Annotated in this window: 16 protein-coding genes, 2 tRNA genes and 2 rRNA genes; 12 read left to right on the top strand and 8 right to left on the bottom strand. The window is 50.2% G+C overall.

Going from position 1 to position 25533, the window contains the following annotated elements; genetic code table 11:
* Positions 1-341 precede the first annotated feature (341 nt).
* The 4 genes from JS578_09145 to rrf all read left to right on the top strand — a co-directional run bounded on the left by JS578_09145 (position 342) and on the right by rrf (position 3966).
* Positions 342-415: transfer RNA gene (locus JS578_09145), tRNA-Ile, on the top strand.
* Between the two features lie 14 nt (positions 416-429).
* Positions 430-503 (top strand) — tRNA-Ala (locus JS578_09150).
* Between the two features lie 291 nt (positions 504-794).
* Positions 795-3685 (top strand): 23S ribosomal RNA (locus JS578_09155).
* Between the two features lie 170 nt (positions 3686-3855).
* A 5S ribosomal RNA gene (gene rrf / locus JS578_09160) occupies positions 3856-3966 on the top strand.
* A 235-nt stretch (positions 3967-4201) separates the two neighbouring features.
* Here the strand turns inward: rrf and JS578_09165 are convergent.
* A complete protein-coding gene (locus JS578_09165) occupies positions 4202-5368 on the bottom strand; it encodes an aminopeptidase P family protein (protein ID QRX63045.1) in 1167 nt (388 codons plus the stop codon).
* A 182-nt stretch (positions 5369-5550) separates the two neighbouring features.
* On the opposite strand from JS578_09165, the gene JS578_09170 reads away from it, so the two are divergent.
* On the top strand, positions 5551-6927 hold the full coding sequence (locus JS578_09170; protein QRX63046.1) for a sigma-54-dependent Fis family transcriptional regulator: 1377 nt from the start codon (positions 5551-5553) through the stop codon (positions 6925-6927).
* On the opposite strand, the gene JS578_09175 is transcribed toward JS578_09170, so the two are convergent.
* The 6 genes from JS578_09175 to JS578_09200 form a co-directional block, all read right to left on the bottom strand.
* Positions 6922-9351 carry a response regulator gene (locus JS578_09175; protein ID QRX63047.1) on the bottom strand — a complete coding sequence of 810 codons (2430 nt, stop codon included), beginning with the start codon at positions 9349-9351 and terminating at the stop codon, positions 6922-6924. The genes JS578_09170 and JS578_09175 overlap by 6 nt on opposite strands.
* Before the next feature lie 540 nt (positions 9352-9891).
* The gene (locus JS578_09180) at positions 9892-10650 is read right to left on the bottom strand and encodes a shikimate dehydrogenase (protein QRX63048.1); all 759 of its coding nucleotides are present in this window, start codon (positions 10648-10650) and stop codon (positions 9892-9894) included.
* Positions 10651-10655: 5 nt separating this feature from the next.
* Entirely contained in the window at positions 10656-11393 is a 738-nt protein-coding gene (ubiE, locus tag JS578_09185; protein QRX63049.1) for a bifunctional demethylmenaquinone methyltransferase/2-methoxy-6-polyprenyl-1,4-benzoquinol methylase UbiE, read from the bottom strand.
* The gene (locus JS578_09190) at positions 11390-12331 is read right to left on the bottom strand and encodes a phosphoribosylaminoimidazolesuccinocarboxamide synthase (protein ID QRX63050.1); all 942 of its coding nucleotides are present in this window, start codon (positions 12329-12331) and stop codon (positions 11390-11392) included. Before JS578_09190 ends, ubiE begins: the two co-directional genes overlap by 4 nt.
* A gap of 85 nt (positions 12332-12416) precedes the next feature.
* Entirely contained in the window at positions 12417-13391 is a 975-nt protein-coding gene (locus JS578_09195) for a PhoH family protein (protein ID QRX63051.1), read from the bottom strand.
* Positions 13384-15315, bottom strand: coding sequence for an amidophosphoribosyltransferase (locus JS578_09200; GenBank protein ID QRX63052.1), 1932 nt, complete (start codon positions 15313-15315; stop codon positions 13384-13386). Before JS578_09200 ends, JS578_09195 begins: the two co-directional genes overlap by 8 nt.
* 187 nt (positions 15316-15502) lie before the next feature.
* On the opposite strand from JS578_09200, the gene dgt reads away from it, so the two are divergent.
* From dgt to JS578_09225, 5 genes are all read left to right on the top strand, one after another.
* Positions 15503-16831 (top strand): dNTP triphosphohydrolase, encoded by a 1329-nt coding sequence (gene dgt / locus JS578_09205; GenBank protein ID QRX63053.1) that lies wholly within the window; start codon positions 15503-15505, stop codon positions 16829-16831.
* Positions 16832-17170: 339 nt separating this feature from the next.
* On the top strand, positions 17171-17575 hold the full coding sequence (locus tag JS578_09210) for a hypothetical protein (GenBank protein ID QRX63054.1): 405 nt from the start codon (positions 17171-17173) through the stop codon (positions 17573-17575).
* 11 nt (positions 17576-17586) lie between these two features.
* The gene (locus JS578_09215; GenBank protein ID QRX63055.1) at positions 17587-18138 is read left to right on the top strand and encodes a DUF4339 domain-containing protein; all 552 of its coding nucleotides are present in this window, start codon (positions 17587-17589) and stop codon (positions 18136-18138) included.
* A gap of 26 nt (positions 18139-18164) precedes the next feature.
* Positions 18165-18548 carry a CD225/dispanin family protein gene (locus JS578_09220; protein ID QRX63056.1) on the top strand — a complete coding sequence of 128 codons (384 nt, stop codon included), beginning with the start codon at positions 18165-18167 and terminating at the stop codon, positions 18546-18548.
* Positions 18549-18565: 17 nt separating this feature from the next.
* The gene (locus tag JS578_09225) at positions 18566-18949 is read left to right on the top strand and encodes a DUF2752 domain-containing protein (GenBank protein QRX63057.1); all 384 of its coding nucleotides are present in this window, start codon (positions 18566-18568) and stop codon (positions 18947-18949) included.
* Positions 18950-18956: 7 nt separating this feature from the next.
* Here the strand turns inward: JS578_09225 and uvrA are convergent, their stop codons facing one another.
* The gene (uvrA, locus tag JS578_09230) at positions 18957-21752 is read right to left on the bottom strand and encodes an excinuclease ABC subunit UvrA (protein ID QRX63058.1); all 2796 of its coding nucleotides are present in this window, start codon (positions 21750-21752) and stop codon (positions 18957-18959) included.
* Between the two features lie 154 nt (positions 21753-21906).
* Between uvrA and JS578_09235 the strand changes: the two genes are divergently transcribed.
* Together JS578_09235 and JS578_09240 are read left to right on the top strand one after the other, a co-directional pair.
* The gene (locus JS578_09235) at positions 21907-23976 is read left to right on the top strand and encodes a cation:proton antiporter (GenBank protein ID QRX63059.1); all 2070 of its coding nucleotides are present in this window, start codon (positions 21907-21909) and stop codon (positions 23974-23976) included.
* Positions 23977-24001: 25 nt separating this feature from the next.
* Positions 24002-25522, top strand: a complete 1521-nt coding sequence (locus JS578_09240) for a family 10 glycosylhydrolase (GenBank protein QRX63060.1) — start codon at positions 24002-24004, stop codon at positions 25520-25522.
* Positions 25523-25533: the final 11 nt, after the last annotated feature.

Raw genomic sequence — 25533 nt, forward strand, 5'->3', positions numbered from 1 at the left:
TCACAATACAAGCCAAACCGTTAGAAGTACCGACAATGTAAGAGATTCTAAAAGATCATCTTCAGGGTGTACTTCCGGTTCACGATTTTTTTTACTTTTTCAAATTGAAAAACGGAGTATCAATTAAAGAGCTATATTTTGCAGGATGTCAGATGTCAGAAGTGTGTATTAAATGATATAACCCGCCCATCAGGCGGGAAGGGAGAACCCCGGTGATGTACCAGCGCAAGCGGTCCGTACGGGGGGGTACCGCCAGACATCCCGTTTTGGGTCAGAGGCAGATGATTCTTTCTGTATCTGGGTTAGCCAGGAAAGCCAGGGATGCCGACAGCAAACCAGCCAGTCCTATAGCTCAGTTGGTTAGAGCGCTACACTGATAATGTAGAGGTCGGCAGTTCAACTCTGCCTGGGACTACAAGAAGAAAAAACGGGGGATTAGCTCAGCTGGCTAGAGCACCTGCCTTGCACGCAGGGGGTCAACGGTTCGAATCCGTTATTCTCCACCCAAGAACAAGACAAGCGAGTCTGTTCGAAACAAAAGAAATAATTATTGATGTTTGAAAGCCGGACGGCGGCGAGAAAAGAAGAACGGTTCGATTCCGTATCAGACAGCTATCGATCAGCGGAACCCTTTTTAGGGGCGAGGCAGCGATTGAAGCGATCTTTGACATGATGAAATAAAAACAAGAGCAAATAACAAAGTAAATAAAGTTCATTTTAAAGAACATTAGACGCTAGTATTTATCAAGCCCGGCTGCAAGAGGAGCAATCCTTGTGTAGAACCGGACGGCGAAAAGAAAGTGAATAAGGGCACATGGGGGATGCCTAGGCTCTGGAAGGCGAAGAAGGACGTGATAAGCTGCGAAAAGCCGCGGGGATTGGCAAATACGAATCGATCCGCGGATATCCGAATGGGGCAACCCGGTACGAGAAGATTGTACCATTCCATGTAAGTGGAAGGCGAACGTGGGGAACTGAAACATCTAAGTACCCATAGGAGAAGAAAACAAAAGTGATTCCCGAAGTAGTGGCGAGCGAAACGGGAATAGCCCAAACCGGTGTTGTTTCGGCAACAGCGGGGTTGTAGGACTGAGACGTGGCAAGAAATCAGGGAAGCGGAACCGCCTGGAAAGGTGGATCACAGAGGGTGATAATCCCGTACGCGACTCCCTGGCGAAGCCTATCAGTATCCTGAGTAACGCGGGACACGAGAAATCTTGCGTGAATCTGGCGGGACCATCCGCCAAGGCTAAATACTCTCCAGAGACCGATAGTGAACCAGTACCGTGAGGGAAAGGTGAAAAGAACCTCGAACAGAGGAGTGAAATAGACCCTGAAACCATGTGCCTGCAAGCGGTCGGAGCCCTTTAGGGGGTGACGGCGTGCCTTTTGCATAATGAACCTACGAGTTACTCTTGCCTGGCAAGGTTAAGCATTTAAGGTGCCGAGCCGCAGCGAAAGCGAGTCTGAACAGGGCGCATAGTCAGCAGGAGTAGACGCGAAACCAAGTGATCTACCCTTGGGCAGGTTGAAGTTTTGGTAACACAAAATGGAGGACCGAACCGGTAAACGTTGAAAAGTTTTCGGATGACCTGAGGGTAGGGGTGAAAGGCTAATCAAACTTGGAGATAGCTCGTACTCCCCGAAATGCATTTAGGTGCAGCCTCGGATAATGAGCTTGCATGAGGTAGAGCTACTGATTGGATGCGAGGGCTTCGCCGCCTATCAAGTCCAGACAAACTCCGAATGCGTGCAAGTGATCTCCGGGAGTGAGGGCGCGGGTGCTAAGGTCCGTGTCCGAGAGAGGAACAACTCAGACCATCAGCTAAGGTCCCGAAATATATGCTAAGTTGCATTTAACGAAGTTTTGCCGCTATAACAGCTAGGATGTTGGCTTGGAAGCAGCCATTCATTTAAAGAGTGCGTAACAGCTCACTAGTCGAGTGGCGAAGCGTGGATAATAATCGGGCATAAGCATATTACCGAAGCTATGGAATTCTTATGAATTGGTAGGGGAGCATTCCAGTCTGCGTTGAAGGCGTACCGTAAGGTATTCTGGAGCGTCTGGAAAAGCAAATGTAGGTATGAGTAACGACAAAGGGGGTGAGAAACCCCCTCGCCGAAAGACCAAGGTTTCCTGATCAACGCTAATCGGATCAGGGTTAGTCGGGGCCTAAGGATAAGCCTAATGGCGATTCCGATGGAAGAAACGGTTAATATTCCGTTACTAAGATGATAAGTTACGCGGGGACGCAGGAGTGACACCACTGCCTACTGACGGAATAGTAGGTTGAAGGGGGTAGGCGTTGATGGGTGTAGGCAAATCCGCACCTTGAGCTGAACCTGAAAGTATGGCAAGTCTTCGGATGAGCCAATAATGTGGGTAAGCAGACTGCCGAGAAAAGCCGCTACACGTTAATTATCATATTACCCGTACCGTAAACCGACACAGGTAGTTGGGTTGAGAATACTAAGGCGCTCGAGTGATTCACGGTTAAGGAACTAGGCAAAATAGTCCTGTAACTTCGGGAGAAAGGACGCCCACAGCAATGTGGGCCGCAGAGAAATGATTCAGGCGACTGTTTAACAAAAACACATGGCTATGCGAATTCGAAAGAAGCGGTATATAGCCTGACACCTGCCCGGTGCTGGAAGGTTAAGAGGAGATGTCATCGCAAGAGAAGCATTGAATTGAAGCCCCAGTAAACGGCGGCCGTAACTATAACGGTCCTAAGGTAGCGAAATTCCTTGTCGGGTAAGTTCCGACCTGCACGAATGGTGTAACGATCTGAATACTGTCTCAACCGTGAGCTCGGTGAAATTGTAGTATCGGTGAAGATGCCGATTACCCGCGATGGGACGAAAAGACCCCGTGAACCTTTACTATAGCTTTACATTGAATTTGGGCATCCGATGTGTAGGATAGGCCGGAGGCTATGAAGCGGTGACGCTAGTCATCGTGGAGCCGACGTTGAAATACGGCCCTTCGGATGTTTGACTTCTAACTCCCTTGTGGGAGGACACTGTATGGTGGGTAGTTTGACTGGGGTGGTCGCCTCCAAAAGAGTAACGGAGGCTTCTAAAGGTGCGCTCGGGACGATTGGTAACCGTCCTTTAAGAGTATAATGGCATAAGCGCGCTTGACTGAGAGACCTACAAGTCGATCAGGTAGGAAACTAGAGCATAGTGATCCGGTGGTTTCAGTATGGAATGGCCATCGCTCAAAGGATAAAAGGTACTCCGGGGATAACAGGCTGATCATTCCCAAGAGCTCATATCGACGGAATGGTTTGGCACCTCGATGTCGGCTCGTCACATCCTGGGGCTGGAGAAGGTCCCAAGGGTTGGGCTGTTCGCCCATTAAAGTGGCACGCGAGCTGGGTTCAGAACGTCGTGAGACAGTTCGGTCTCTATCTATCGTGGGCGTTAGAGATTTGCGAGGCTCCGACACTAGTACGAGAGGACCGTGTTGGACAGACCGCTGGTTTACCGGTTGTGCCGCCAGGTGCATTGCCGGGTAGCTAAGTCTGGGCAGGGATAAGTGCTGAAAGCATCTAAGCACGAAGCCTACCTCAAGATGAGATCTCTTTTAAGGGTGGTTGTAGACGACGACCTTGATAGGCTGCAGGTGTAAAGGCGGTAACGTCAAAGCCGAGCAGTACTAATTGCCCGTAAGCTTTTTTTCGACGAATCAAACCGGGAGAAAAAGGCTTGACAAATACATCGTGTCTGATGGTTCTACATTGAAGTAGACGGAAGTTTACGCTTGTTACTTTGCCTCTTGTTTTCATCATGTCATTTCTTATAAGCACTCAAGTTGCGAGCCGTAAGGTTCCAGTCAACAGCGAAAATCATTAAGGTGGTTATAGCGTTGGGGTTCCACCTCTTCCCATTCCGAACAGAGAAGTTAAGCCCAATAGCGCCGATGGTACTGCACACAAGTGGGAGAGTAGGTAGCCGCCGTTCTTTACAGAAGCCCCCGGGAGAAATCCCGGGGGCTTTTTTGTTGTGGGACGGGCGATGAATTCGTTTATGATACGGATTAATACCACGCATTGGGTATCTGGTGACAAAGTATTCTTATGGGTCGCAACTTGGCTTTAACTCACTCTAATCTGCTTCGAATCTATTAGAACCAGATTAGAACCAGATTAGAACCAGATTAGAACGAGATTAGAACGAGATCCGATCAAATCATATGCTAAAGCACAATCATCTCCTCCTCGCAAAGCGTGATGTTTTCCACCCGGTTCTTATGGATGATATAGGTGTTCTCTATACCCACGGGTCCGATGCCGGGGAGTACGAACTTGGGCTCTACTGCTAGGGCCATACCCGCTTCCAGGATCTCTTTAGAGCGGGGTGTCAGCACCGGAGGCTCGTTGATTTCAAGTCCCACGCCGTGACCGATGAATTTCGCCTGCTGGGTGGTGCCCATGAAATAAGATTGCATTCCTTTCTCCTGTACCATTTTCTCCGCCAGGAGGTAGAGGTCGGCACAAGGGGTGCCGGCCCTCCCGGTCTCTTCTATGGCACGAATGATGTCGATTGAGAGTTGGTGTGCCTTACGGGCGATATTGGGTACCTCCCCAATCGCGAAAGTGCGGCTCATGTCATCCATCCAGGGTCGGTAGTTCCCCGCCATATCGACCATCAGGGTCATCCCCGGCAGTAGCTTCGTCCCGTTGGCTCCCAGCGGCAGCAGCGGTGAGATGCCACCGCCCCCCAGTGCATAGTCGAAGGGTGATGCGGCCTGGGCATTGTCACCTGCCAGCATGCTGCCCATGAAGATGTCCATGTTCTCACCAAATGAGCGAAAGATCCCTACCGAACCATGGAGGCGCATCTCCCGCTCAATCTCGATCTGCAGCTCAAGGTCGCTCATCCCCCGTCGGTAGAGTGAGGGAATCAGCTCATAAACCTGCCGGTGGACACGGGCACTTTCCCGTATCTGATTCTGTTCCCAGTCTGATTTCACCGCGCGAAGCCTGCGCAGTTCGCCCGAGAAGTTCAGGGTTTCCGGCATCTCCATGGCAGCCTGCAGTCGCGTGGCACTGCTGAAGGTGAGTTGATCAGCCTCCAGCAACATCCGTCCTGGCAGAGCATAACCTGCCTCGCGCAACAACGAGGGGATCTGCTCCGGCTTGCGGATATCGGTCGCATGTTTGTCGGTGATGCCGGCGGGACGCCGGACGAAAAGCAATGCCTCTCCCTCTGGGTAGAGGAGCAGGTAGCCATCGAATACAAATCCGCAGAGCCAGTACTGGTTGACCGGTGAGGTGATGATGCAGGCATCGGCCTGCATGGTGACAATGGATTGTTGCACCCTTTTCTGCCGAAGGGCGTGCTCATTCTTCTGATCGTACATGAAACAAAATTTTCTGTCAAAGATACAATTTTCTGACGAGTGTTGAAATCCCGCTCTATTCCTTAGTTTAACTTGTGTATTGGAAATGATGCATCAAACGAGGTTAGAAAAATGGTTTCATTCAGTTTGCAGCAATCGGGATAAATAGAGTATCTTTACAATCTCTCATTAAAAAACAAGGTGTGAACAGAAGCATACTGATTGTGGAAGATGACCGTTCCTTCGGAGCGATGCTGCACAAGTGGTTCGAGCGAAACGGTTTCGGGGTGACCCTCGCCACCGGAATGGAGGCTGCGCAGGAGATACTCTCCAGACAGGCTTTTCAGGTGGTGCTGTCGGATCTTCGTCTGCCGGACGGCGACGGTATCATGCTCCTCTCCTGGCTCAACGGAAATGGGCGGAGGGAGCCGGTCATCATCATGACAAGCTACGGAGATATTCAAACTGCCGTCTCAGCCATCAAACTGGGGGCGTTCGATTACCTGGAGAAACCGGTCAACCCCTCTATCCTGTCACAGAAGATAGAATCTGCCTGCAACTCCGGAGGAGAAGAGGTTGCGTCGGTGAAGATGCCACAATCACAGCAACAGGTGAGCTTTGAAGAGCCCGAGGCGATTGTCTACGGGAAAAGTGCACCAGTGCAATTGATGTATGAACATGTGGGACTGGTCGCACCAACACAGATGGCAGTGATGATCACCGGTGAGAGTGGTACCGGAAAGGAGCATGTGGCGAGACTCATCCACCAGCGTAGCAACCGTTCTGAAGGACCCTTCGTGGCGGTCGATTGCGGGGGACTCTCACCCGAGCTGGCACCCAGCGAACTGTTCGGTCACAAGAAAGGATCATTCACTACTGCACTGGAGAATAAGAGCGGATTTTTTGCTGCAGCCGACGGTGGTACTCTTTTCCTCGACGAAGTGGGAAACCTGCCATACGGTGTACAGATGCAGCTGCTACGCACCCTCCAGGAGAAGAAAATTCGTCCTGTGGGATCGGCTACCGACCAAGAGGTGGATGTGCGAATCGTCACCGCCACCAACGAGGAGTTGCAAAAGGCCATCGCCGAAGGGCGCTTTCGCGAGGATCTCTACCACCGTATCAACGAGTTTACCATCACCATACCGCCATTGCGGGAAAGAAAAGAGGATATTGCACTCTATGCAATGCATTTCATGAAAGAGGCCAACCGTGAGCTCGAGAAAAATGCATTGCGCATTACCCCTGAGGCGTTGTCACAACTGACACAGTACGGCTGGCCTGGGAACCTGCGGGAGCTGCGTAACGTGATGCGGCGTGCCGTGCTTTTCTGTCGCGACAGAGAAATTACTCCGGCAACGCTACCCTATCTGCCCGAAACAGGGCAGATTCACAGAGAGGAAATGGCCGAACCTCAGCAGCGTGAGATTTCGCTGGCCCGCGATCCAGGAAACGAAAAAGACAAAATTCTGCGTGCCATGGAGTTATCGGGTGGAAACAAGACCAAAGCTGCCACCCTGTTGAAGGTGGATCGCAAGACACTCTACAATAAGATGCACCAGTATGGAATTGATCTATAAATGATTGCGCCGGATGGCTGCTGTAAATTCTCTTACTTGTTTCACCGTCTCCCGCAACGCTTCCTCCCATTCCGGCCAGACATCCTCCACATTATCCCGCAAACGGTCCATCCTGCGCATCTGCATTGTCAGTTCCTCTGCACCAATCTGACCGTAAAAGGGATGGATCCGGTGACATAGTTGCTGTGCCTCACGATACCGATGCTCGTCGATCAGTTCCGACAGTGTTGACATATCCTCTTCTGCCGACTCCACAAACTCCGCCAATATCTCCCGGATAGCCTCCCGGTCGTTGCCGAAGAGGGCCGTCAGTCCCGGAAAGGAGTCTCCTCTCCCGACTCCATCTTTGCGCACCCCTAAATCTTTTCGGGAAATGAGGGTGAGCAGGTTCTCCAGTCGCACGGGCTTGGCAAGCAAGCCGGCGAAACCCTCCTGCACGGCGCGTTCGGGGGTGTAGTCGTCGTGGGCTGTCATCAACCACACCGGAATCAGCGGATCTATTTCCCGTACCAACCGAAGGATCTCGGTTCCGCTTACCTCTCTCATCTGCAGATCGGTAATCACCAGATCGAACGAAGATACCACCCGAACGAAACCGTTCACATCGCGCGGATCACTGCACAGCTTCACCCTGCACCCCTGACGTGTGAGGTACTCCCTGAGCATGTTCCCCAGCGACGGGTCATCTTCAAAGATCAAAATCTTCTCCGTTGCAGCACCCTTTGTAGTGGAGGTCTGGAGATTGTTTGTCGTGGTGTTTTCCTCTAAGGGTGTTAGCGGAAGCCGCATCGTCACACGGGTGCCCTTTCCTTTTTCGGAGGTGAGTGAGATCTCCCCTTTCAGTGCCTCAACCAGCCCACGCGTGACATAGAGGCCGAAGCCGCTGCCCTCCGACTTGGAGGGATCTCCCATGCGAGAGAAGGGCTTGAAAATCTCTTTCAGATCGGCCTCTCCGATGCCGATACCGGTGTCAGTAATCGTGACTTCCAATTTAACCTGGTGACGAAGATCGATGGTCACACTTCCCTCATGGGTGTACTTCACACTGTTTGAGATTACATTCACCAGGATCTGTTTCAGGAGGGTTTGGTCGCTTTCCGTAAAAAAGGGGTGGGGGAGGTGATTATGATACTGCAGCAGTAAGCCTTTTTCCTCTGCCAAGGGACGGAACATGTCGAGTATATCCTCCATCAGTGCGTGCAACTCGAATCGGTTGTTGCGCAGCATCCCCCTGTTTCGTTCCATACGAGAGAATTCAAGCAAATTGGAAAGCATGCTGAGGATATGTCTGGCGGAATTTCTGGCGGAATGCAGCTCACGCCTTCGCGTCTCTTCCATCTCCTCGCTTTCCCACATCTCCATGTAGCCCATCATCGAGCTAAGTGGGGTCTTGATGTCGTGCGACACCGATAGGAGCAGTTTGTGTCGGCTCTCGATTAGCTCCTCGCTACGCTTTTGCTCTCTGACCAAGTTGCTTCGTGCCTTCTGTCCCTTGTTCAGGTCGTCCGCAATTAACAGTACAATGAAGAGGATCAGTATAAACGAGAGGATGCCCACGGTGAGGGCGAAAGAGAATATGCGCCGGGTGAGGGCCTCGCTTTTGCCGGCCCCTTCCTTCGATTTCTCCATAGCCTCATGGTAGTACTGGGTGACTAGCTGAGAGATGCGTAGAGAGATGTTTTGCTCTGCAAAGATCAGTTCACGCACTTGTCGCTCGATACCGGCCATCCGAGTGGTGTAATTCTCTGTAGCCTCGCGCGTTATCTGCTTCAGGTCACTGTATATTACGGTGTCGAGCCGAGAGGCACTCCAAGCCTCCTGCTGCACATGGGCGATGGTGATGGCTGTGTCAACATCCTGTTTCGGATCAAAGAGGTTCTTCAAACGTCCCCAGAAATTTCGTTTACTGCTCTCCAGTGTCCGTACCGTATCCTGGCTGGTGGTCACCACCACCGTGTCGCGTACCATCTCATCGTAAGTCTCAATCTTGTTGTCAATCGTGGTGATTGGGTTCTGTGAACGGATTAGCAGAGCAAGCCGTTCACCGATCAGTTGTTTCTCCTGTAGCAGGGAGTCTACATCCTCCAGTAACAACTCACTTTCGGTATCGGAAGAGAGCTTCTTCACAGCCAATATTTGCCGTTCGATCTCCAGCGTGAGCGAATCATACTCCTGGATCCATCTTTTGCGGTGGGAGAGCATATAGCTATTCAGCATCTCCTGTGCGAGCTGTATAGAGAGGATCAACCCATTGTTGAGGGAGACCAGTTGTTGCGATTGCTCCATCTCTATTTTTTGCTGTCTGATCTCTTCCCTGACGCGGCCGGAGTAGAGAAACAATCCGACAAAGTAGAGGATTACCACCAGCAGGATCAAACCGATTTTGATTCTGATGCGCTGTTCCGGTGAGTTATTGGTCCCCATTTCTCCTTGCCTTTAAGTGATGGTTGCATTGATAGACCCAAATATACGGTAATTATTTTAGATGAAACAGGAAATCTTTACTGATACAATCTTTTCTGTTTGTGGAATTTCCCCAACGAAATGTGGAGGGATTCCACACTTTCCCCGATTAAATTGTGATCTAACAGATGGGTAATGAAAGCCTGAGTGTTTTATAATATACTGTAAATTAGATATATGAGATTTTTTTTCTGATTGATCCGATTTCTTTAGCATGGTAATTGTATATTAGATAGTATAGGAACAGTCTGACATGAAAGTGCTGATCGATGAAAAAGGCAAAGAGGTGAGCAAGGATCCTGTAGTAAAGGAACAAACTGAAAAGATTGAAGAACAACAGCCGTAAGCTGTAAGGATTGATATGAAATGAACTACCCTGTTATGGACAGAAACAGACTACACTATCGCACCACTATATATATTCTACGTTAAGACACTCTTTATGCGTAACAGGGATGAGCCGCCCTCTCAATGTGATATCTGAGAGGGCGGACATTTTTTTTATCCCTGCAGTTGCCAGATCTTCCAGGCGGCTTCTGCCTGTAGTTCCAGCATCTCTTTTCCGTTACGGGTGGTGGCACCTGCCTCTTTCCCCTTTTTAAGATAGAGCGTCTCTGCGGGGTTATAAACCAGGTCGTAAAGAAGGTGGTTTGAGGTGATTGCTTCATAGGGAATAGCCGGACAATTGTCGATTTTTGGATAGCTTCCGACCGGTGAAGCGTTCACAATCAGTTTGTGTGTAGCAATGATTTCGGGGGTCAGATCATCGTAACTGATCTGTCCCTCACCAGGGGTGCGTGAGACAAATCGGTACGCGATATGCATATCCTTCAGTGCCTGAGCAACCGCTTTGGAGGCCCCCCCTGTGCCCAGTATGAGGGCACTTGTATGGATCTCTACCCTAAGCAGGGGGCGAAGTGATTCCCTGAAACCAATATAATCGGTATTATAACCGGAGAGATGATAGGAATACATCTCTCCGGGGGATCGAGTTACCCTGATCACATTCACTGCCCCTATCTCTTTCGCTTCAGGTGAAAGCGTGTGGAGAAAAGGGATCACCTGTTCCTTGTAGGGGATCGTGACGTTCAGACCCTTCAGCGAGGGATTGAATAGGATCACCCGGCGCAATTCCGTAATATCTTCGATCTCGAAGTTGAGGTATTCGGCATCAATCTTCTCACGAGCAAACTTCTCACTGAAAAAACGCGCGGAAAAGGAGTGCTTCAAAGGGAAGCCTATAAGTCCATACGTTTCCATATTTCCTATTTCTCTGCCATATAGAGGGTGGCCACACCCATTGTATATCGTCGCAACCGGATGTTGCGGAAGCCGTTCTTTTTCAGGATCAGCATCATCTCCCTCCCTTGTGGGAAGGCTGCAATCGATTCCGGAAGGTACTCGTAAGCTTTACGTTCGGTATGAAATAAGCCCGAGAGAAAAGGCATTACATGTTTCGTGTAACTGTTGTACAGTGATCGCATAGGGTTTCGCTCGGGAGTGGTGAGCTCCAGGAAGAGGAAGATGCCCCCCGGCCGGAGCACTCGCAGTACCTCACGGAAACTCTTGTCAATATCCTCGAAGTTACGCACCCCAAAAGCTATGGTGACAGCATCGAAGGTCTCATCGGAAAAGGTGAGGTTGGCACAGTCCTGCTGCTCAAAGGTGATGACATGCTCCAACCCTTTCGCTGCCACCTTCTCTAATCCAACGGCCATCATCCCATCTGAGATATCAACCGCGGAGATCTTTTCCGGATGGAGAATCTTCTCTGCCAGCAGTGCAAAATCGCCGGTACCGGTCGCGATATCGAGGATGTGTCCTGGCCGATAACGACGTAGTTCACGAATGGCATCTTTGCGCCAGTAGTCATCGATGCCCAGTGAGAGGGCTCCGTTCAGCTTGTCATACTTAGGTGCAATCTCATTGAACATCTTTCTCACCTGTTCATTCTTGCGTTGATCCCCGTTATAGGGATTCACCTGTTCCACCTTGTAACTCATGAGTTCAGATATGCAGTGATGTTTTTTTCGATGCGGGCTGCCAGGTTGGCGGCATCTGCCTTTACAAATTTTTCCCCAACGATTTTTTCATACAGTTCAATGTAACGTTCCGATACACTCTCGCAATAGGCATCGGTCATCTCTGGCACTTGCTGTCCCTCCTGTCCCTGGAAGCCATTTTCCATGAGCCACTTCCTCACGAACTCTTTCGAAAGTTGCCGCTGCTCTTCCCCTTTTGCAAAACGTTCTTCGTAGCCCTCACTGTAGAAGTAACGCGATGAGTCGGGGGTGTGTATCTCATCAATCAGGTAGATCTTTCCATCCTTCTTACCGAACTCATACTTGGTGTCCACCAGGATAAGTCCCTTCTCGGCAGCCATCTCTGTACCCCGCTTGAAGAGAGCATAGGTGTACTTCTCTAGCATTTCATATTCCTCACGGCTAACCAGTCCCTGTGCGATAATTTCCTCCTTCGATATGTTCTCGTCGTGACCTTCATCCGCCTTAGTTGTTGGAGTGATTAGTGGTGTCTCGAACCGCTGGTTTTCACGGAGACCTTCCGGGAGGGGGATGCCGCAGAGAGTTCGTGCTCCCTTTAGGTACTCACGCCAGGCGCTGCCGGTGATGTAACCGCGGATTACCATCTCCACCTTGTAGGGTTCGCAACGCACCCCCACGGTCACCATCGGGTCAGGCGAATCCTGCTTCCAGTTGGGCACGATGTCAGCGGTGGCATCGAGAAACTTCGAGGCAATCTGGTTCAACACCTGTCCCTTGAAGGGAATCCCCTTGGGGAGCACCACGTCGAATGCCGAGATGCGGTCGGTGGCGATCATCACCAGTTTGTCCTCGCCGATGCTATATACATCACGTACTTTCCCGTGATAGACAGCGGTCTGTCCAGGAAATTGATAATCTGTTCTTGTAAGCGTATCCATAGGGTTCATATATTGATGTGTTGATTAGAAGATATACTGATATTTTGAACTGATTCCGGGATGAATCATTTCTCTATGAATGATTTTACCCCTCAATTTGTTCACCGGGTCTCCTGTTCTGGGTTTCCCGTTCCTCTCCTTCGTAGGCCTCCACAATCTGCTGTACCAGCCTGTGGCGCACGATGTCTTTCTTATTGAACTCCACTGTGCCGATGCCTCTGATATGCCTTAGCACGCGCATTGCGTGAACGAGTCCTGATTGTTGTGTATGGGGCAGGTCTATCTGGGTGACATCACCGGTGATAATCATCTTGCCGTTGATACCCAACCGCGTGAGGAACATCTTGATCTGCGGTCGGGTAGTGTTCTGTGCCTCATCGAGGATTATCACTGCATCGTTGAGTGTTCGTCCCCTCATGAAGGCGAGCGGTGCGATCTGGATAACCTTGGTTTCAAGGTACTCCTTCAGCTTCAGGGGAGGAATCATATCCTCCAGTGCATCATAGAGCGGCTGCAGGTAAGGGTCGATCTTCTCCTTCATATCCCCCGGCAGGAACCCCAGCTTCTCTCCCGCCTCCACAGCAGGGCGACTCAGGATGATCTTGCGTACCTGCTTGGTCTTCAGTGCCCGAACTGCAAGGGCAATTGCGGTGTAGGTTTTGCCCGAGCCTGCAGGTCCGATGGCGAAGAGCATGTCATTCTCCTCGAAGGCATCCATCAGCTTTTTCTGGTTGGCGGTGCGTGCCACAATCGGTTTGCCGTTCAGGCCGTGGATGATTAGGTTGTCTGCGTTGACAATCGCGGGAGCTTTTCCTTTCACCATGTCCAGGATGTCCTCTTCCCGGAGCAGGTTCATCTCGATGCTGAATTTCTGCAGCTCGTGAACCTTCTCCTCGAAGGCTGCAAGTTCCTCCTCCTCACCAATCACCTTGATGACGTTACCGCGGGCCACGATTCGCAGCTTCGGGTAGAGCGTTTTCAACAGCTGGATGTTACTGTTGTTGATGCCGAAGAAAACCACCGGGTCAATGCTCTCAAGGATGATGATGCGTTCAATCATGCCGCTCCCTCTTAAAGTCAATGGTCAGCTGCTGTGGACCGTGTTCATCTCCTTCAATGTAATTGATGAAGGCGTTGTTGACCAACCGGTTCCCGCCGGGAGTGGGGTAGTCGCCTGAGAAGTACCAGTCGCCGCTGTTTCCGGGACAGGCTCTGTGGAGATCCTCAATGCGTTGGAAGACGATCTGCACCTCGGCCTTAATGTCGGGTGTGGTGAGCATCTCACCGATTTTACCGGAGATTTCTTCATCGGTGAAGGGTGCATAAATCTCTTTCACGTAATTCACAATCGCCTCCTTTGGTTTGTATTTTTGTGCCACTGACTTGCGGTATACTTCGTCGATGAGCTGCTGCATGCCCCGCTCCTTGAGCAATGCAATCGCTGCCTTAAAGGCGATGAACTCGCTCATGCGCGACATGTCAATGCCGTAACAGTCGGGATATCGTATCTGGGGAGAGGAGGAGACAATGATGATTTTCTTCGGGTCTAGTCGGTCCAGAATCTTGATGATGCTCTGCTTCAAGGTGGTGCCCCGCACGATGCTGTCATCAATGATCACCAGGTTATCCTTGCCGCGACGCAGTGATCCGTAGGTGACGTCGTAGACATGTGCAGCCAGGTCGTTTCGTGTCTCCCCCTGCGCGATGAAGGTGCGCAGTTTGATATCCTTTATAGCCACTTTTTCAGCCCGCACACGCTTGGATAGAATGTTGTCAATCTCCTCCTTGCTAAGAGAGCTGCCCCGTTCCAGGATGGTCTGTGCCTTACGGTGGTTGAAGTGATCTTCCAGCCCCTGTTGCATGCCGTAGTAGGCAACCTCCGCCGTGTTGGGGATGAAAGAAAAGACGGTGTTGTCGAAATCATCGTCGATCGCCTCTATGATCTTTGGGACCAGCAGTTCTCCCAGCTTCTTGCGCTCCCGGTAGATGTCATAGTCAGACCCGCGGGAGAAGTAGATTCGCTCGAAAGAGCAAGGGGTAATCTTCTCCTTTGGTTCCTGTATTTGTTGCAGGCTGATGGTACCATTGCGCTTCACCACGAATGCTTCACCCGGTTGCAGCTCATGCACCTGCTCCTTTTTTAGGTTAAAAGCGGTCTGAATTACCGGACGTTCGGAAGCCACCACGGCCACTTCCTCGTCGTGGTAGTAAAATGCGGAGCGGATGCCCCAGGGATCACGCAAGGCAAAGGCATCACCGCTGCCAATCAGCCCACAGAGAGCATAACCACCATCCCAAATGCGAGAGGCACGTTTCAACAGGAAGGGGATATCCAATCTCTCCTCTATCTGATGACTCACCTGCGAGCCGTTCAATCCTTCCCGCTGTAGGTGGTCGTATTGGTACTGTACTTCTCTGTCGAGGTAGTGACCAAGGGACTCCAGCATTACGAAGGTGTCGGCGTAATCTCGTGGGTGCTGTCCCTCTTCGATCAATTGGCGAAACATCTCATCCACATTTGTCATGTTGAAGTTGCCTGCCAAGGCGAGGCTTCGTGAGGCCCAGTTGTTTCGCCGCAAGAGGGGGTGAACATAGGAGATGCCGCTCTTGCCGGTGGTACTGTAGCGGAGGTGACCGATAAACAGTTCCGCAGCAAAAGGTACCGATTGCTTCACAAAAGAGAGATCCTTGAGTTGATCAGTGCTAAATTGTCGAAATGAATCGTGTACCCGAGTGAAAATCTCTGAGATAGCGCTTGATCCCAGCGCCCTCTCCCTCGAAATAAACTCGTTTCCTGGAGAAGCTTCCAGCTTCACAGCACCTATTCCGGCGCCTTCTTGGCCACGGTTGTGTTGTTTTTCCATCAACAGATAGAGCTTGTCGAGGCCATACTGCCAGGAACCATATTTCTTGTAGTAATAATCGAGGGGTTTGAGGAGACGAATTACGGCTATACCGCACTCATGCTTGATGATGTCAGTCATTGATAAACCTTTCAGTAATTTTGTTACAAATTTACGCTTAATTACGGGAATTGCATCTCTTTTTTGATGCAATATTATCAAAAAAATAATAATGGTGTTGAACCATTGCTCTTCGAAAAGCAACCTTATCACAGAGGCCATGTTTGAGAAGATTGTCATATCTTTGTGTCAGATGAAACAGAGCAACATGAACTGGGAACAGTTGTTATCGGCGAAACGATTCGGGATGGAGCACTATGCGGGTGTACGCACACACGAACGTACAGAATATCAACGTGACTATGATCGACTGATTTTCTCCTCCCCATTTCGCCGTCTACAGAACAAAACACAAGTATTCCCGCTGCCGGGAAGTGTATTTGTACATAACAGGCTTACCCATAGCCTGGAAGTAGCCAGTGTGGGTCGCTCTTTGGGTGAGAGCGTGGCGCGACAGCTACGTAGCCGTTATCCTGCATCAGGTGCTCATCTTGAAGAGATTGGTGCCGTTGTCTCAGCAGCATGTCTGGCGCACGACCTGGGCAATCCCCCTTTTGGGCACTCGGGTGAAAAGGCGATCTCCACCTTCTTCTCCGAGGGAAAGGGGGCCTGTCTTCGGGAAGAGGTGGAAGCAGAAGGAGGTCGCTGGACCGATTTCACTTTTTTTGAGGGAAATGCCAACGCTATTCGGCTGTTGATGCATCAGTTTCGGGGACGCAGGAAGGGTGGTTTTGCCATGACCTATGCCACGTTGGCTTCTACCGTGAAGTACCCCTACTCTTCAGAACTGAGCGCAGGGAAAAATAAGTTTGGCTTCTTCGCCTCCGAGGAGGAGGATTACTGGCGCATTGCCGATGATCTTGGCATCAAGCGACTCAGTGACAACCCTCTCCGTTTTGCCCGCTATCCGTTGGTGTATCTGGTGGAAGCTGCTGATGATATCTGCTACCAGGTGATGGATATAGAGGATGCCCACAAGCTACACCTGATTACCACCGAGAAGGCGATGGAGCTCTTCCTGGGGTTCTTCGAGGGGGAGAGCAGAAGACGTCGAGAAGAGATCCTTTCGATGGTGAGTGATCTGAACGAGCAGATTGCCTATCTCCGTACATCGGTCATCGGACTTCTTATTGAGGAGTGCGCATCAATTTTCATGGCAAACGAAGCGGAAATCCTTGCTGGCAGTTTCAGTGGTTCGCTCATCAGACATCTCTCACAGACCACTTCTACTGCTTACAACGCCTGTTCTGCATTTGCAGTCCAGAATATCTATCGCTCCAGGGATGTGCTTGACATTGAGCTGGCCGGTTACAGAATCATCGGGTTCCTGTTGGAGGTGTTCACCGATGCCATTCGCAAACCGGAGCATGCCTATTCCACGCTTTTGCTCAACAGGATTCCCGTTCAATATGAAACAGATGCAACAACGCTTTACGGCAAGTTGCAGTCGTTGGTCGACTTTGTTTCGGGGATGACCGATGTCTATGCACTCGACCTTTACCGAAAGATTACCGGGATGGGTTTACCGGTGGTATGATTGCAATTGCTCTGACGTATCTTACAGATTGATCGAAAAGAAATATTTTTATTTTTTTATTGAAATTATTTGGCCGGTTTTGATTTCTTTTTTATATTTGTCCCGTGGTTTTTTCATAATAGTATTAGATTTAAGGTTAACATGATTGGCAGGATGTCGAGAGACATTCTGCCAACTTCATTTTAAAGGGAGTTTTCAAACACGACATCATCGAAAGTAATTGTGTGCGGGAACACAAATTCAAATGCTAGGTGCTCGGTTGGCATGTAAAATTAAAAATCCTATTCCTGATATATAATGGTAAAGTTTTTTTATTTTTGTAAAATAAAACAATGCTGCATGAGAAAATTATCCCTTCTGTTCACCTTGCTCATCCTCGCATCCTTCTTTATCCAATGTAACAGGAAAACAGACGGTCGCCTGAATGACAGGCTCACGGAAATGGCAAAAGAACTCAATGAGTCTGCTCCCGTGATGCTCGATCCTTATACACGTTTTGATGAGGCCAGTGTGACTGGAGACAATCACTTCCGCTATCGTTATTCTGTACTCAATACGAAAAATCCTGACTCTCTGCTGTCGGAACGGTTGGCGACACTCACCGACAACATTCGTACCATGTTCTCCACCAACGAAGAGCTTGCCATCTTTCGTGAAAACAGTGTGGTGCTGGAATATGTCTATAACAACGAACAACAACAATTACTACGTACCATCACCATCAATCCTGAAGATTACCAATAAAATAATAGCATATGAATCGTTATTTTTACATTGACACGTTTGGGAAACAGAAAGGGACCTTCTCACCCGAGGAACTCAGAATGGAGCAGATTAGAAAAGAAACACTTGTCTGGACACAGGGGATGGAGCAATGGAAGCCTGCAGTAGAGGTGGAGGAGCTTGCGCCACTTTTCACCGGTGATGCTGCTTTTGTTGCACAACAACAAGTGGCATCGCACGATCAGGTTCAGCATGCCGGTTACAGTACTGCAGCAGGCACTCAACAGATGCCCAAGAGTTGGTTGGTGGAGTCTATCCTGGTCACCATCCTGCCTTTCCTGCTTTGTAGCAGTTTTCTAAGCCTGCTTGGCATTATTGCCATCGTATATGCGGCACAAGTGGAGTCGTTCTTCAACAGGGGTGATTATGCCGCTGCTGTCGAAGCCTCACGTGCCGCCGGTAAGTGGACTAGGATTGCCATGTGGATCGCCATCGGTTGGGTGTTGTTGATCATCATCGCAATAATTCTCGTTTTTGTCTTTGTAGGATCAATGGCAGGACTGAGTGAGTTGTTAAATAGCTAATTGAAAGAATTGCATATAGATAGAATATGGAAGATCAAATGTATAATCACGAGAGTGATATTCCTCAATCGCTCCCACCCATTCCCCCATCCGCTTCGGATGTGCAGGACGAGATCCCACCCCTGAAGCCGAACAACTGGCTCTGGCAGTCAATTATTGCCACCGTACTATGTTGTCTTCCATTCGGGATTGTGGGGATCGTATACGCCGCAAAGGTCGATTCAAACTATTACAACGGCCGATATGCTGAAGCTGAAAGAGCGGCAGCGAAGGCCAAAATCTGGACTCTTCTAGCGGTTGGCGCCGGGCTGCTCTATATCATCATATGGGGTCTCCTGTTAGCAACAGGACAGCTGCCTGATACGATGGAGCAAATCATCGAAAACAACGCCAGCGGGTATAACTTCTGATTGTTTGTTTATTTGTGGTGAAAAAAATAGTAAAAAGAGGAATGGTCACTCTCTTGCTGCTGTTGCTGCCGGTAGTGCTTTTCCTCTTTTATTCGTACGATCCTGCCACCGACCCCTTTTTCCCGCTCTGCCCCTTCCGTGCGGCTACAGGCTTGGAATGTCCAGGTTGTGGCTCACAACGGGCTATTCATAGCCTGCTGCACCTTCAACCAGGGGATGCTCTTGGTTATAATCCGCTGATGGTGTTGGCGCTGCCTTATATTTTGTTAGGAGTTTGGCTGGAGTGGCTGGGAGGTGGACACCGTTACCCCAGACTGCAACGCTTTTTCTTCGGCAGATGGTCGGCATTGGTCGTGTTGTTGTTTGTGCTTTCCTACTGGATAGGCAGGAATATCTTCTAAGATCTCTTTAGCCCAGCTTCTCCTTCAAGTAACGGCCGGTATGTGATGCAGGCGATGCTGCCACCTGCTCAGGTGTACCCTCGCAAACTATGTATCCACCTGCTTTTCCCCCTTCGGGACCGATGTCGATGACGTGGTCGGCGCACTTGATCACCTCCATGTTGTGTTCGATGATCAGCACGGTATGACTCCGTTCTATCAGTGCATTGAATGCCTTAAGGAGGGTTTTGATGTCATGAAAATGAAGTCCCGTGGTGGGCTCGTCGAAGATAAAGAGGGTTGGTTGCGCCTTTTCCTCCCCCAAGTAGTAAGCCAGTTTCACCCGCTGGTTCTCCCCTCCCGATAGGGTGGAGGAGGATTGTCCCAGCTTCAGGTAACCCAGCCCCACATCCTGCAGCGGTTGCATTTTCTTAACGATCTTTTTTTCAGTGGCACCTTTCTGTTGGCTGAAAAACTCGATAGCCTGGTTTACCGTCATTTCAAGTACAGCATAGATGCTTTTTCCCCTGTATTCAATCTCAAGAACTTCGGGGGAGAAACGTTTGCCGTGGCAAGACTCGCATTCCAGTCGTATATCGGCCATAAACTGCATCTCCACGGTGATGGTCCCTTCTCCCTTGCACTCCTCGCAACGGCCTCCTTCCACATTGAAGGAGAAGTAGGCGGGTGAGAAGTTGAACTGCTTGGATAACGGCTGTGCTGCAAAGAGCTTACGAATCTCGTCGAATGCCTTGAGATAAGTAACAGGGTTGGAACGGGATGATTTCCCGATGGGGTTCTGGTCCACATATTCCACTCCCTTCATCAGGTTGAGGTCTCCACCGATACCGTTGAACTCAGCCCTTTCGAGGGCGGTGCCCTTGTAGTGATGTTGAAGCGCGTTGTAAAGCACGTTGTTCACCAGTGACGACTTTCCTGAACCGCTCACACCGGTGACTACGGTCATCACGTGGAGTGGGAACTTCACGCTTATATTCTTCAGATTGTTATGCCTAGCCCCCTTCACTTCGATGTAGTTGTTCCACTTCCGGCGGCTGTCAGGTAATTCAATCAATTCCTCACCTGTGAGGTATTTCACCGTGTAGCTGTTGCTTTTTTCCCTCAGGTCTGCCACAGCACCCTGGTAAACCACTTCACCTCCCAATCGTCCTGCCTTTGGACCGATATCAATGATGTGGTCCGCTGCGCGTATGATTTCCTCATCATGCTCCACCACCACCACGGTGTTACCCAGTTGTTGGAGGTCACGCAGCACCCCAATTAACAGGCCTGTATCGCGTGAGTGAAGTCCGATGCTGGGCTCATCGAGAATGTAGAGCGAACCCACCAGGCTGCTGCCCAGTGAGGAGGCAAGGTTGATGCGCTGGCTCTCACCCCCCGAGAGGGTGTTGGAGAGGCGGTTGAGGGTGAGGTAACCCAGTCCCACGTTGATGAGAAACTGCAGCCGGTTGTGGATCTCTGTTAGCAGTCGTTCGGCCACAGCCGCATCGGTTTCGTCGAGGGAGAGCTTGCTGAAAAAATCCTTTAATTCCGTCACAGGCATCATCACCAGCTCTGAGACCGACCTACCACTGACTTTCACGTGGAGCGCTTCCGGCTTCAGCCGAGCCCCCTTGCAAAGGGGACAGTCGGTCTTCCCACGGTAACGCGCCAGCATCACACGGTACTGTATCTTGTAGAGGTTCTTCTCCAGCATGCTGAAGAAGTCGTTGATGCCGTAAAGGTCCTGGTCGTGACGCCCATTCCAGAGGATATCTTTCTCCTCCTCCGTAAGGTCATAATAGGCACGATGAATGGGGAAATCTACCTTGTAGGCATTGTGTACGAACTCCCTCCGCCACTCGCTCATCTTTTCTCCCCTCCAGCACTGCACACACTCTTCCTGCAGGGAGAGGCTCTTGTCGGGTATCACCAGGTTCTCGTCGATGCCCATCACCTTGCCGAATCCTTCACACTTGGGACAGGCTCCCACGGGGTTGTTGAAGTTGAACATCATCTCGGTTGGCTCCTCGAAGGTGATGCCGTCTGCTTCGAACCGGTTAGAGAAAGTGAAGCTTTCCATCCCCTCCTCTCCCCAAAAGCGGACGATGCACTCCCCGTTGCCTTCCAGAAAGGCAGTCTGTACCGAGTCGGAGAGGCGGTTCACGGTTGCCTTGTCAGGAGAGCAGGAGAGACGGTCGATCACCAGTAACACCTCTTCCGCTGGTGGCAGCTGCTGTTGTTCGAGCAACTCGTCAATGCGGTAGAACTGTTCTCCCACATCTACGCGACTGAACCCCTCCTTCATCAAGATATCAAGTTGTTCCCGTAGGTTACGCCCATTTCGCAACTGTATGGAGGAGAGCACTGCCATTCGCGTACCGGGTCGGTATTCTTTCATCTTCTCTACTACATCCTGCACGTAGTGCCGCTTCACCTCCTCACCCGAAACAGGCGAAATAGTCTTGCCGATGCGTGCATACATTAGTCGCAGGTACTCGTAAATCTCGGTTGAGGTGCCCACCGTTGAGCGGGGATTACGGGAGGTGGTCTTCTGCTCGATGGCGATGGCAGGGGGGATACCCCTGATCTGGTCACATTCCGGTTTGTTCATCCTGCCCAGGAATTGGCGCGCGTAGGCTGATAAGCTCTCCACGTATCGGCGTTGTCCCTCTGCATAGAGGGTGTCAAAAGCGAGAGAGGATTTGCCGGAACCTGAGAGGCCGGTAATGACGGTAAGACTGTTACGGGGAATGGATACATCGATGTTCTTGAGGTTATTGACCCGGGCACCGATGATTTCAATATTTTTTGAATTGCTCATGTCGCTGTTTTATAACCAACAAAGATAATCACTTTGCAGGCACCTAAAAAGGATGAAAGGGGCAAATAAATCAAATATTTTTATTTATTTTTGTCCATGATAGGGGTGGTCTATGTTTCAGCCGTTCCATTTCGAAAACAAAAAAGTAACTCCAATGACAGATTTTATCACCGAATTACAGCATGAATTTGCATTGCCGTTTACCAACCCAGTTTTAATATTTGCCATCCTCTTACTCATCGTTTTGTTGGCACCCATCTTGCTCAAGCGAATCAACGTACCCAGTATCATCGGTCTGATCATTGCCGGAGTGCTGATTGGCCCCCACGGTCTCAACTGGATAGACAATGCCCACGGCGGAGTGGAGATGTTCTCCTCCATCGGTCTTCTCTACATCATGTTCCATGTCGGATTGGAGCTCGATTTAGGTGAATTTAAGCAAAATCGTAATAAGAGCTTTCTCTTCGGCTTGTATACCTTCATCATCCCTCTCCTTATCGGGTACCCGGTATGCTTCTATCTGCTGGGGTATGATCCCAATACCAGCTTCTTGGCAGCCAGTATGTTCTCTACCCACACACTGGTGGCATACCCCATCGTAAGCCGTTTGGGAGTGGCCCGGAATCAGGCTGTTGCCGTCACCGTGGGGGGGACCATCCTGGTCGATACTGTGGTGCTGATCATATTGGCGCTGGTATTGTCCAACAGTGATGGTGGATTGAACATCGGTTTTATGGTAGGGCTCATAATCTCGCTACTTCTCTTCTCGGTAATCATCTTTCTGATTGTTCCGCGCATCGCTAAATGGTTTTTTCAACGGTCTGATACAGAGAAATATTCCAACTTTATCTTTGTGCTATTTATCGTCTTTTCTTCCGGATTCCTGGTCGAACTGGGAGGGATTGAACCGATCATCGGTGCTTTCGCTGCCGGTCTGGCTTTAAACCGGCTGATCCCTAACTCTTCCGCTTTGATGAACCGGATCGAGTTTTTCGGCAATGCGCTCTTTATTCCTGTTTTTCTTATATCGGTGGGTATGTTGGTGGATATATCGGTTGTGCTGAATGGCTTCCGTACGATCATCGTGACGTTGACACTCACCTCGATGGCGCTGCTAGGGAAGTGGGTTGCCGCCTTCGTTACACAAAAATCATTCCGTTACAGCTCAACACAGAGAACACTTATCTTCGGTTTAAGTAGTTCGCGTGCGGCAGCCACCCTCGCCATCGTTATCGTGGGTTTTAATGCCGGTTTGTTCGATGAATATATTCTGAACGGGACGATCATCCTGATCCTGATCACTTGTATCGTCGCATCGGTCTATACCCAGCGGTCGGCAAAGAAGATTGCCCTCAGTGAAGAGAACGAACCCCTTACGCCCTCTTCTATGGGAGAGTTTGCACAAGAGAAGATTTTGGTGCCGATTGCCAACCCCTCTCATATTGGTCACCATGTAGAGTTGGCCCTCCTGCTGAAAGATAAGAAATCGATAAACCCCATCTCGCTGCTGGGGGTGGTGCCAAACAACAGGGAGGCAGAAAAAAATATTGTCAGCTTTCGAAAAAAGCTTCAGGAGTTTGTCGCTACAGCCAAAGCTGCCGAGGTGAACGTGGATATTCTCACCACTATTGACCACAACCCTGCTGATGGAATCGTGCGAATTGCCCGTGAAACCATGTCTGACATCGTCATCATGGGGTGGCCCGGCAAGGCTGGATTATGGGATAAGCTGTTGGGAGAGAAGGTGGACCTGGTGGTTAAGAACATGGATAAGAACCTCTTTGTTTGTCATGTCGAACAGACCCTGATCACCCACAAACGGATCGTAGTAATCTCACCACCATCGGCTGAGAAGGAAGAAGGATTCGGGATGTGGGTCAACAAAGTGACCAAACTCTCCTCTGAGCTCTCCATACCGGTGCTGCATCTAGGACACCCCGAGACACAACAGGTGATGTCCGGTTACAAAAAGGCGAGTAGCTTTACGTTCCAACCTTTCACTGACTGGGACAATCCACTCTCCTGTGGTGACCGGATCAGAAAGGATGACATGGTGATTCTAATCTCTGCTCACGTGGGTTACATCTCCCACCTCCCTATCATGGAAAGTCTCCCCACCCGACTGGAGAATCGTTTTCCGCACCACAGTCGCATCGTGGTCTATCCCAAGCAACAATTGGCTGATCTGTTGCTGGGGAGTGATGATTATATATTTGTCCCATAAAAAACCTGTCTATTTCTGCTTCATAATGAGAAAAATCTTCCTCCCGACTGCTTTTCTACTCTTGCTGTTCTTTTTTTCTGCCTGCGGTACCGCACGTCGCCTGCCGGTCGATGTAGCCATTGAGACTCCCAAACGGGAGTTTAGAGGCGCCTGGATCCAGACTGTGGGACAGTCGCGTTACCGCCAGATGAACAGTGCTGCCATGAGGCATTATCTGAGTGAGATGGTACGCAAACTCGACGAAGCTGGCATCAATGCGGTAATCTTTCAGGTGCGTCCCGAGGCAGATGCTTTTTATCAGTCTGAGTTGGAGCCTTGGAGCCGTTTCCTCACCGGAGATCAGGGCAAAGCTCCTGATGACCCGACCTTCGACCCGTTGACGTTTCTCGTTAATGAATGCCATAAACGAGGTATGGAATTGCATGCCTGGCTCAACCCCTATCGGGTAAAAACCAGCATGGGGAATGCACTTGCTCCCGATCATCTCTATCACCGTCATCCCGAACGCTTCTTGCAGTACGGTAACCAGCTCTTCTTTGACCCCGGCTTACCAGAGAACAGGGGGTACATCTGCGAGGTGGTGCGCGATATTGTGTCCCGTTACGAGGTGGATGCCATCCATATGGATGATTATTTCTACCCATACCCCATTGCCGGCACTCCTTTTCCCGATGACAACAGTTTCGATGCTTATGCCGCATCGCAGGGATTCAACGCCTCTCAGCGTGGCGAGTGGCGCCGCAACAATGTAAACCTGCTGATACAGCAGATCAAATACACCATCGCGGGGATTAAACCCTGGGTGCGTTTCGGTATCAGTCCGTTTGGTATCTACCGTAATAAGCGCAACGATCCGGAGGGGAGCGACACCAACGGATTACAGAACTACGACGACCTTTATGCCGATATCCGTCTCTGGGTGGAGAAGGGATGGATCGACTACAACCTGCCGCAACTCTACTGGGAGAGAGGGCATAACGCAGCAGACTACACCTCTTTGCTTAAATGGTGGAACGACCACAATTATGGGAAGCACCTCTACATCGGGCAAGACCTCAAGCGGAGTCTAGACAGGCAGGAGTTACAGACTAAGATTCGTATGACACGCGAGATGACGCAGGTACATGGCAACTGCTACTGGTACGGTTATCAGATCCTTGAAAATGTTCAGGGTACAGCCGACACCCTCCGCCAGGCCATACACCGAAGCAAGGCGCTGATTCCTGCTTACACCCATATGCACGAGGGAAGGCCAGAAAAGGTGAAAAAGCTTATCGAACAATTTACCGAAAATATGCATTTCCTTACCTGGGAGCACAAAAGAGAACCGTTACAGCCGGAAAAAGCACAGAAGTTTGTCCTCTATCGCTTCCGCGAGAGTGAGAAAATCGACATTGAACAGGCGGAGCATCTGTTGGCTGTGACACATGACAATTTCTTCATTCTCCCCTATGAAGGGGGTGAAAATCGATATACCTATGTGGTGACTGCACTTGATGCCTTCGGCAACGAATCGAAAGTGAGAAAGATCAAGGTGACGTTGTGAAGCTTAAAATC

The organism is Dysgonomonadaceae bacterium zrk40, from assembly GCA_016916535.1.
In the GTDB taxonomy this organism is placed as follows: Bacteria; Bacteroidota; Bacteroidia; order Bacteroidales; family Dysgonomonadaceae; genus Proteiniphilum.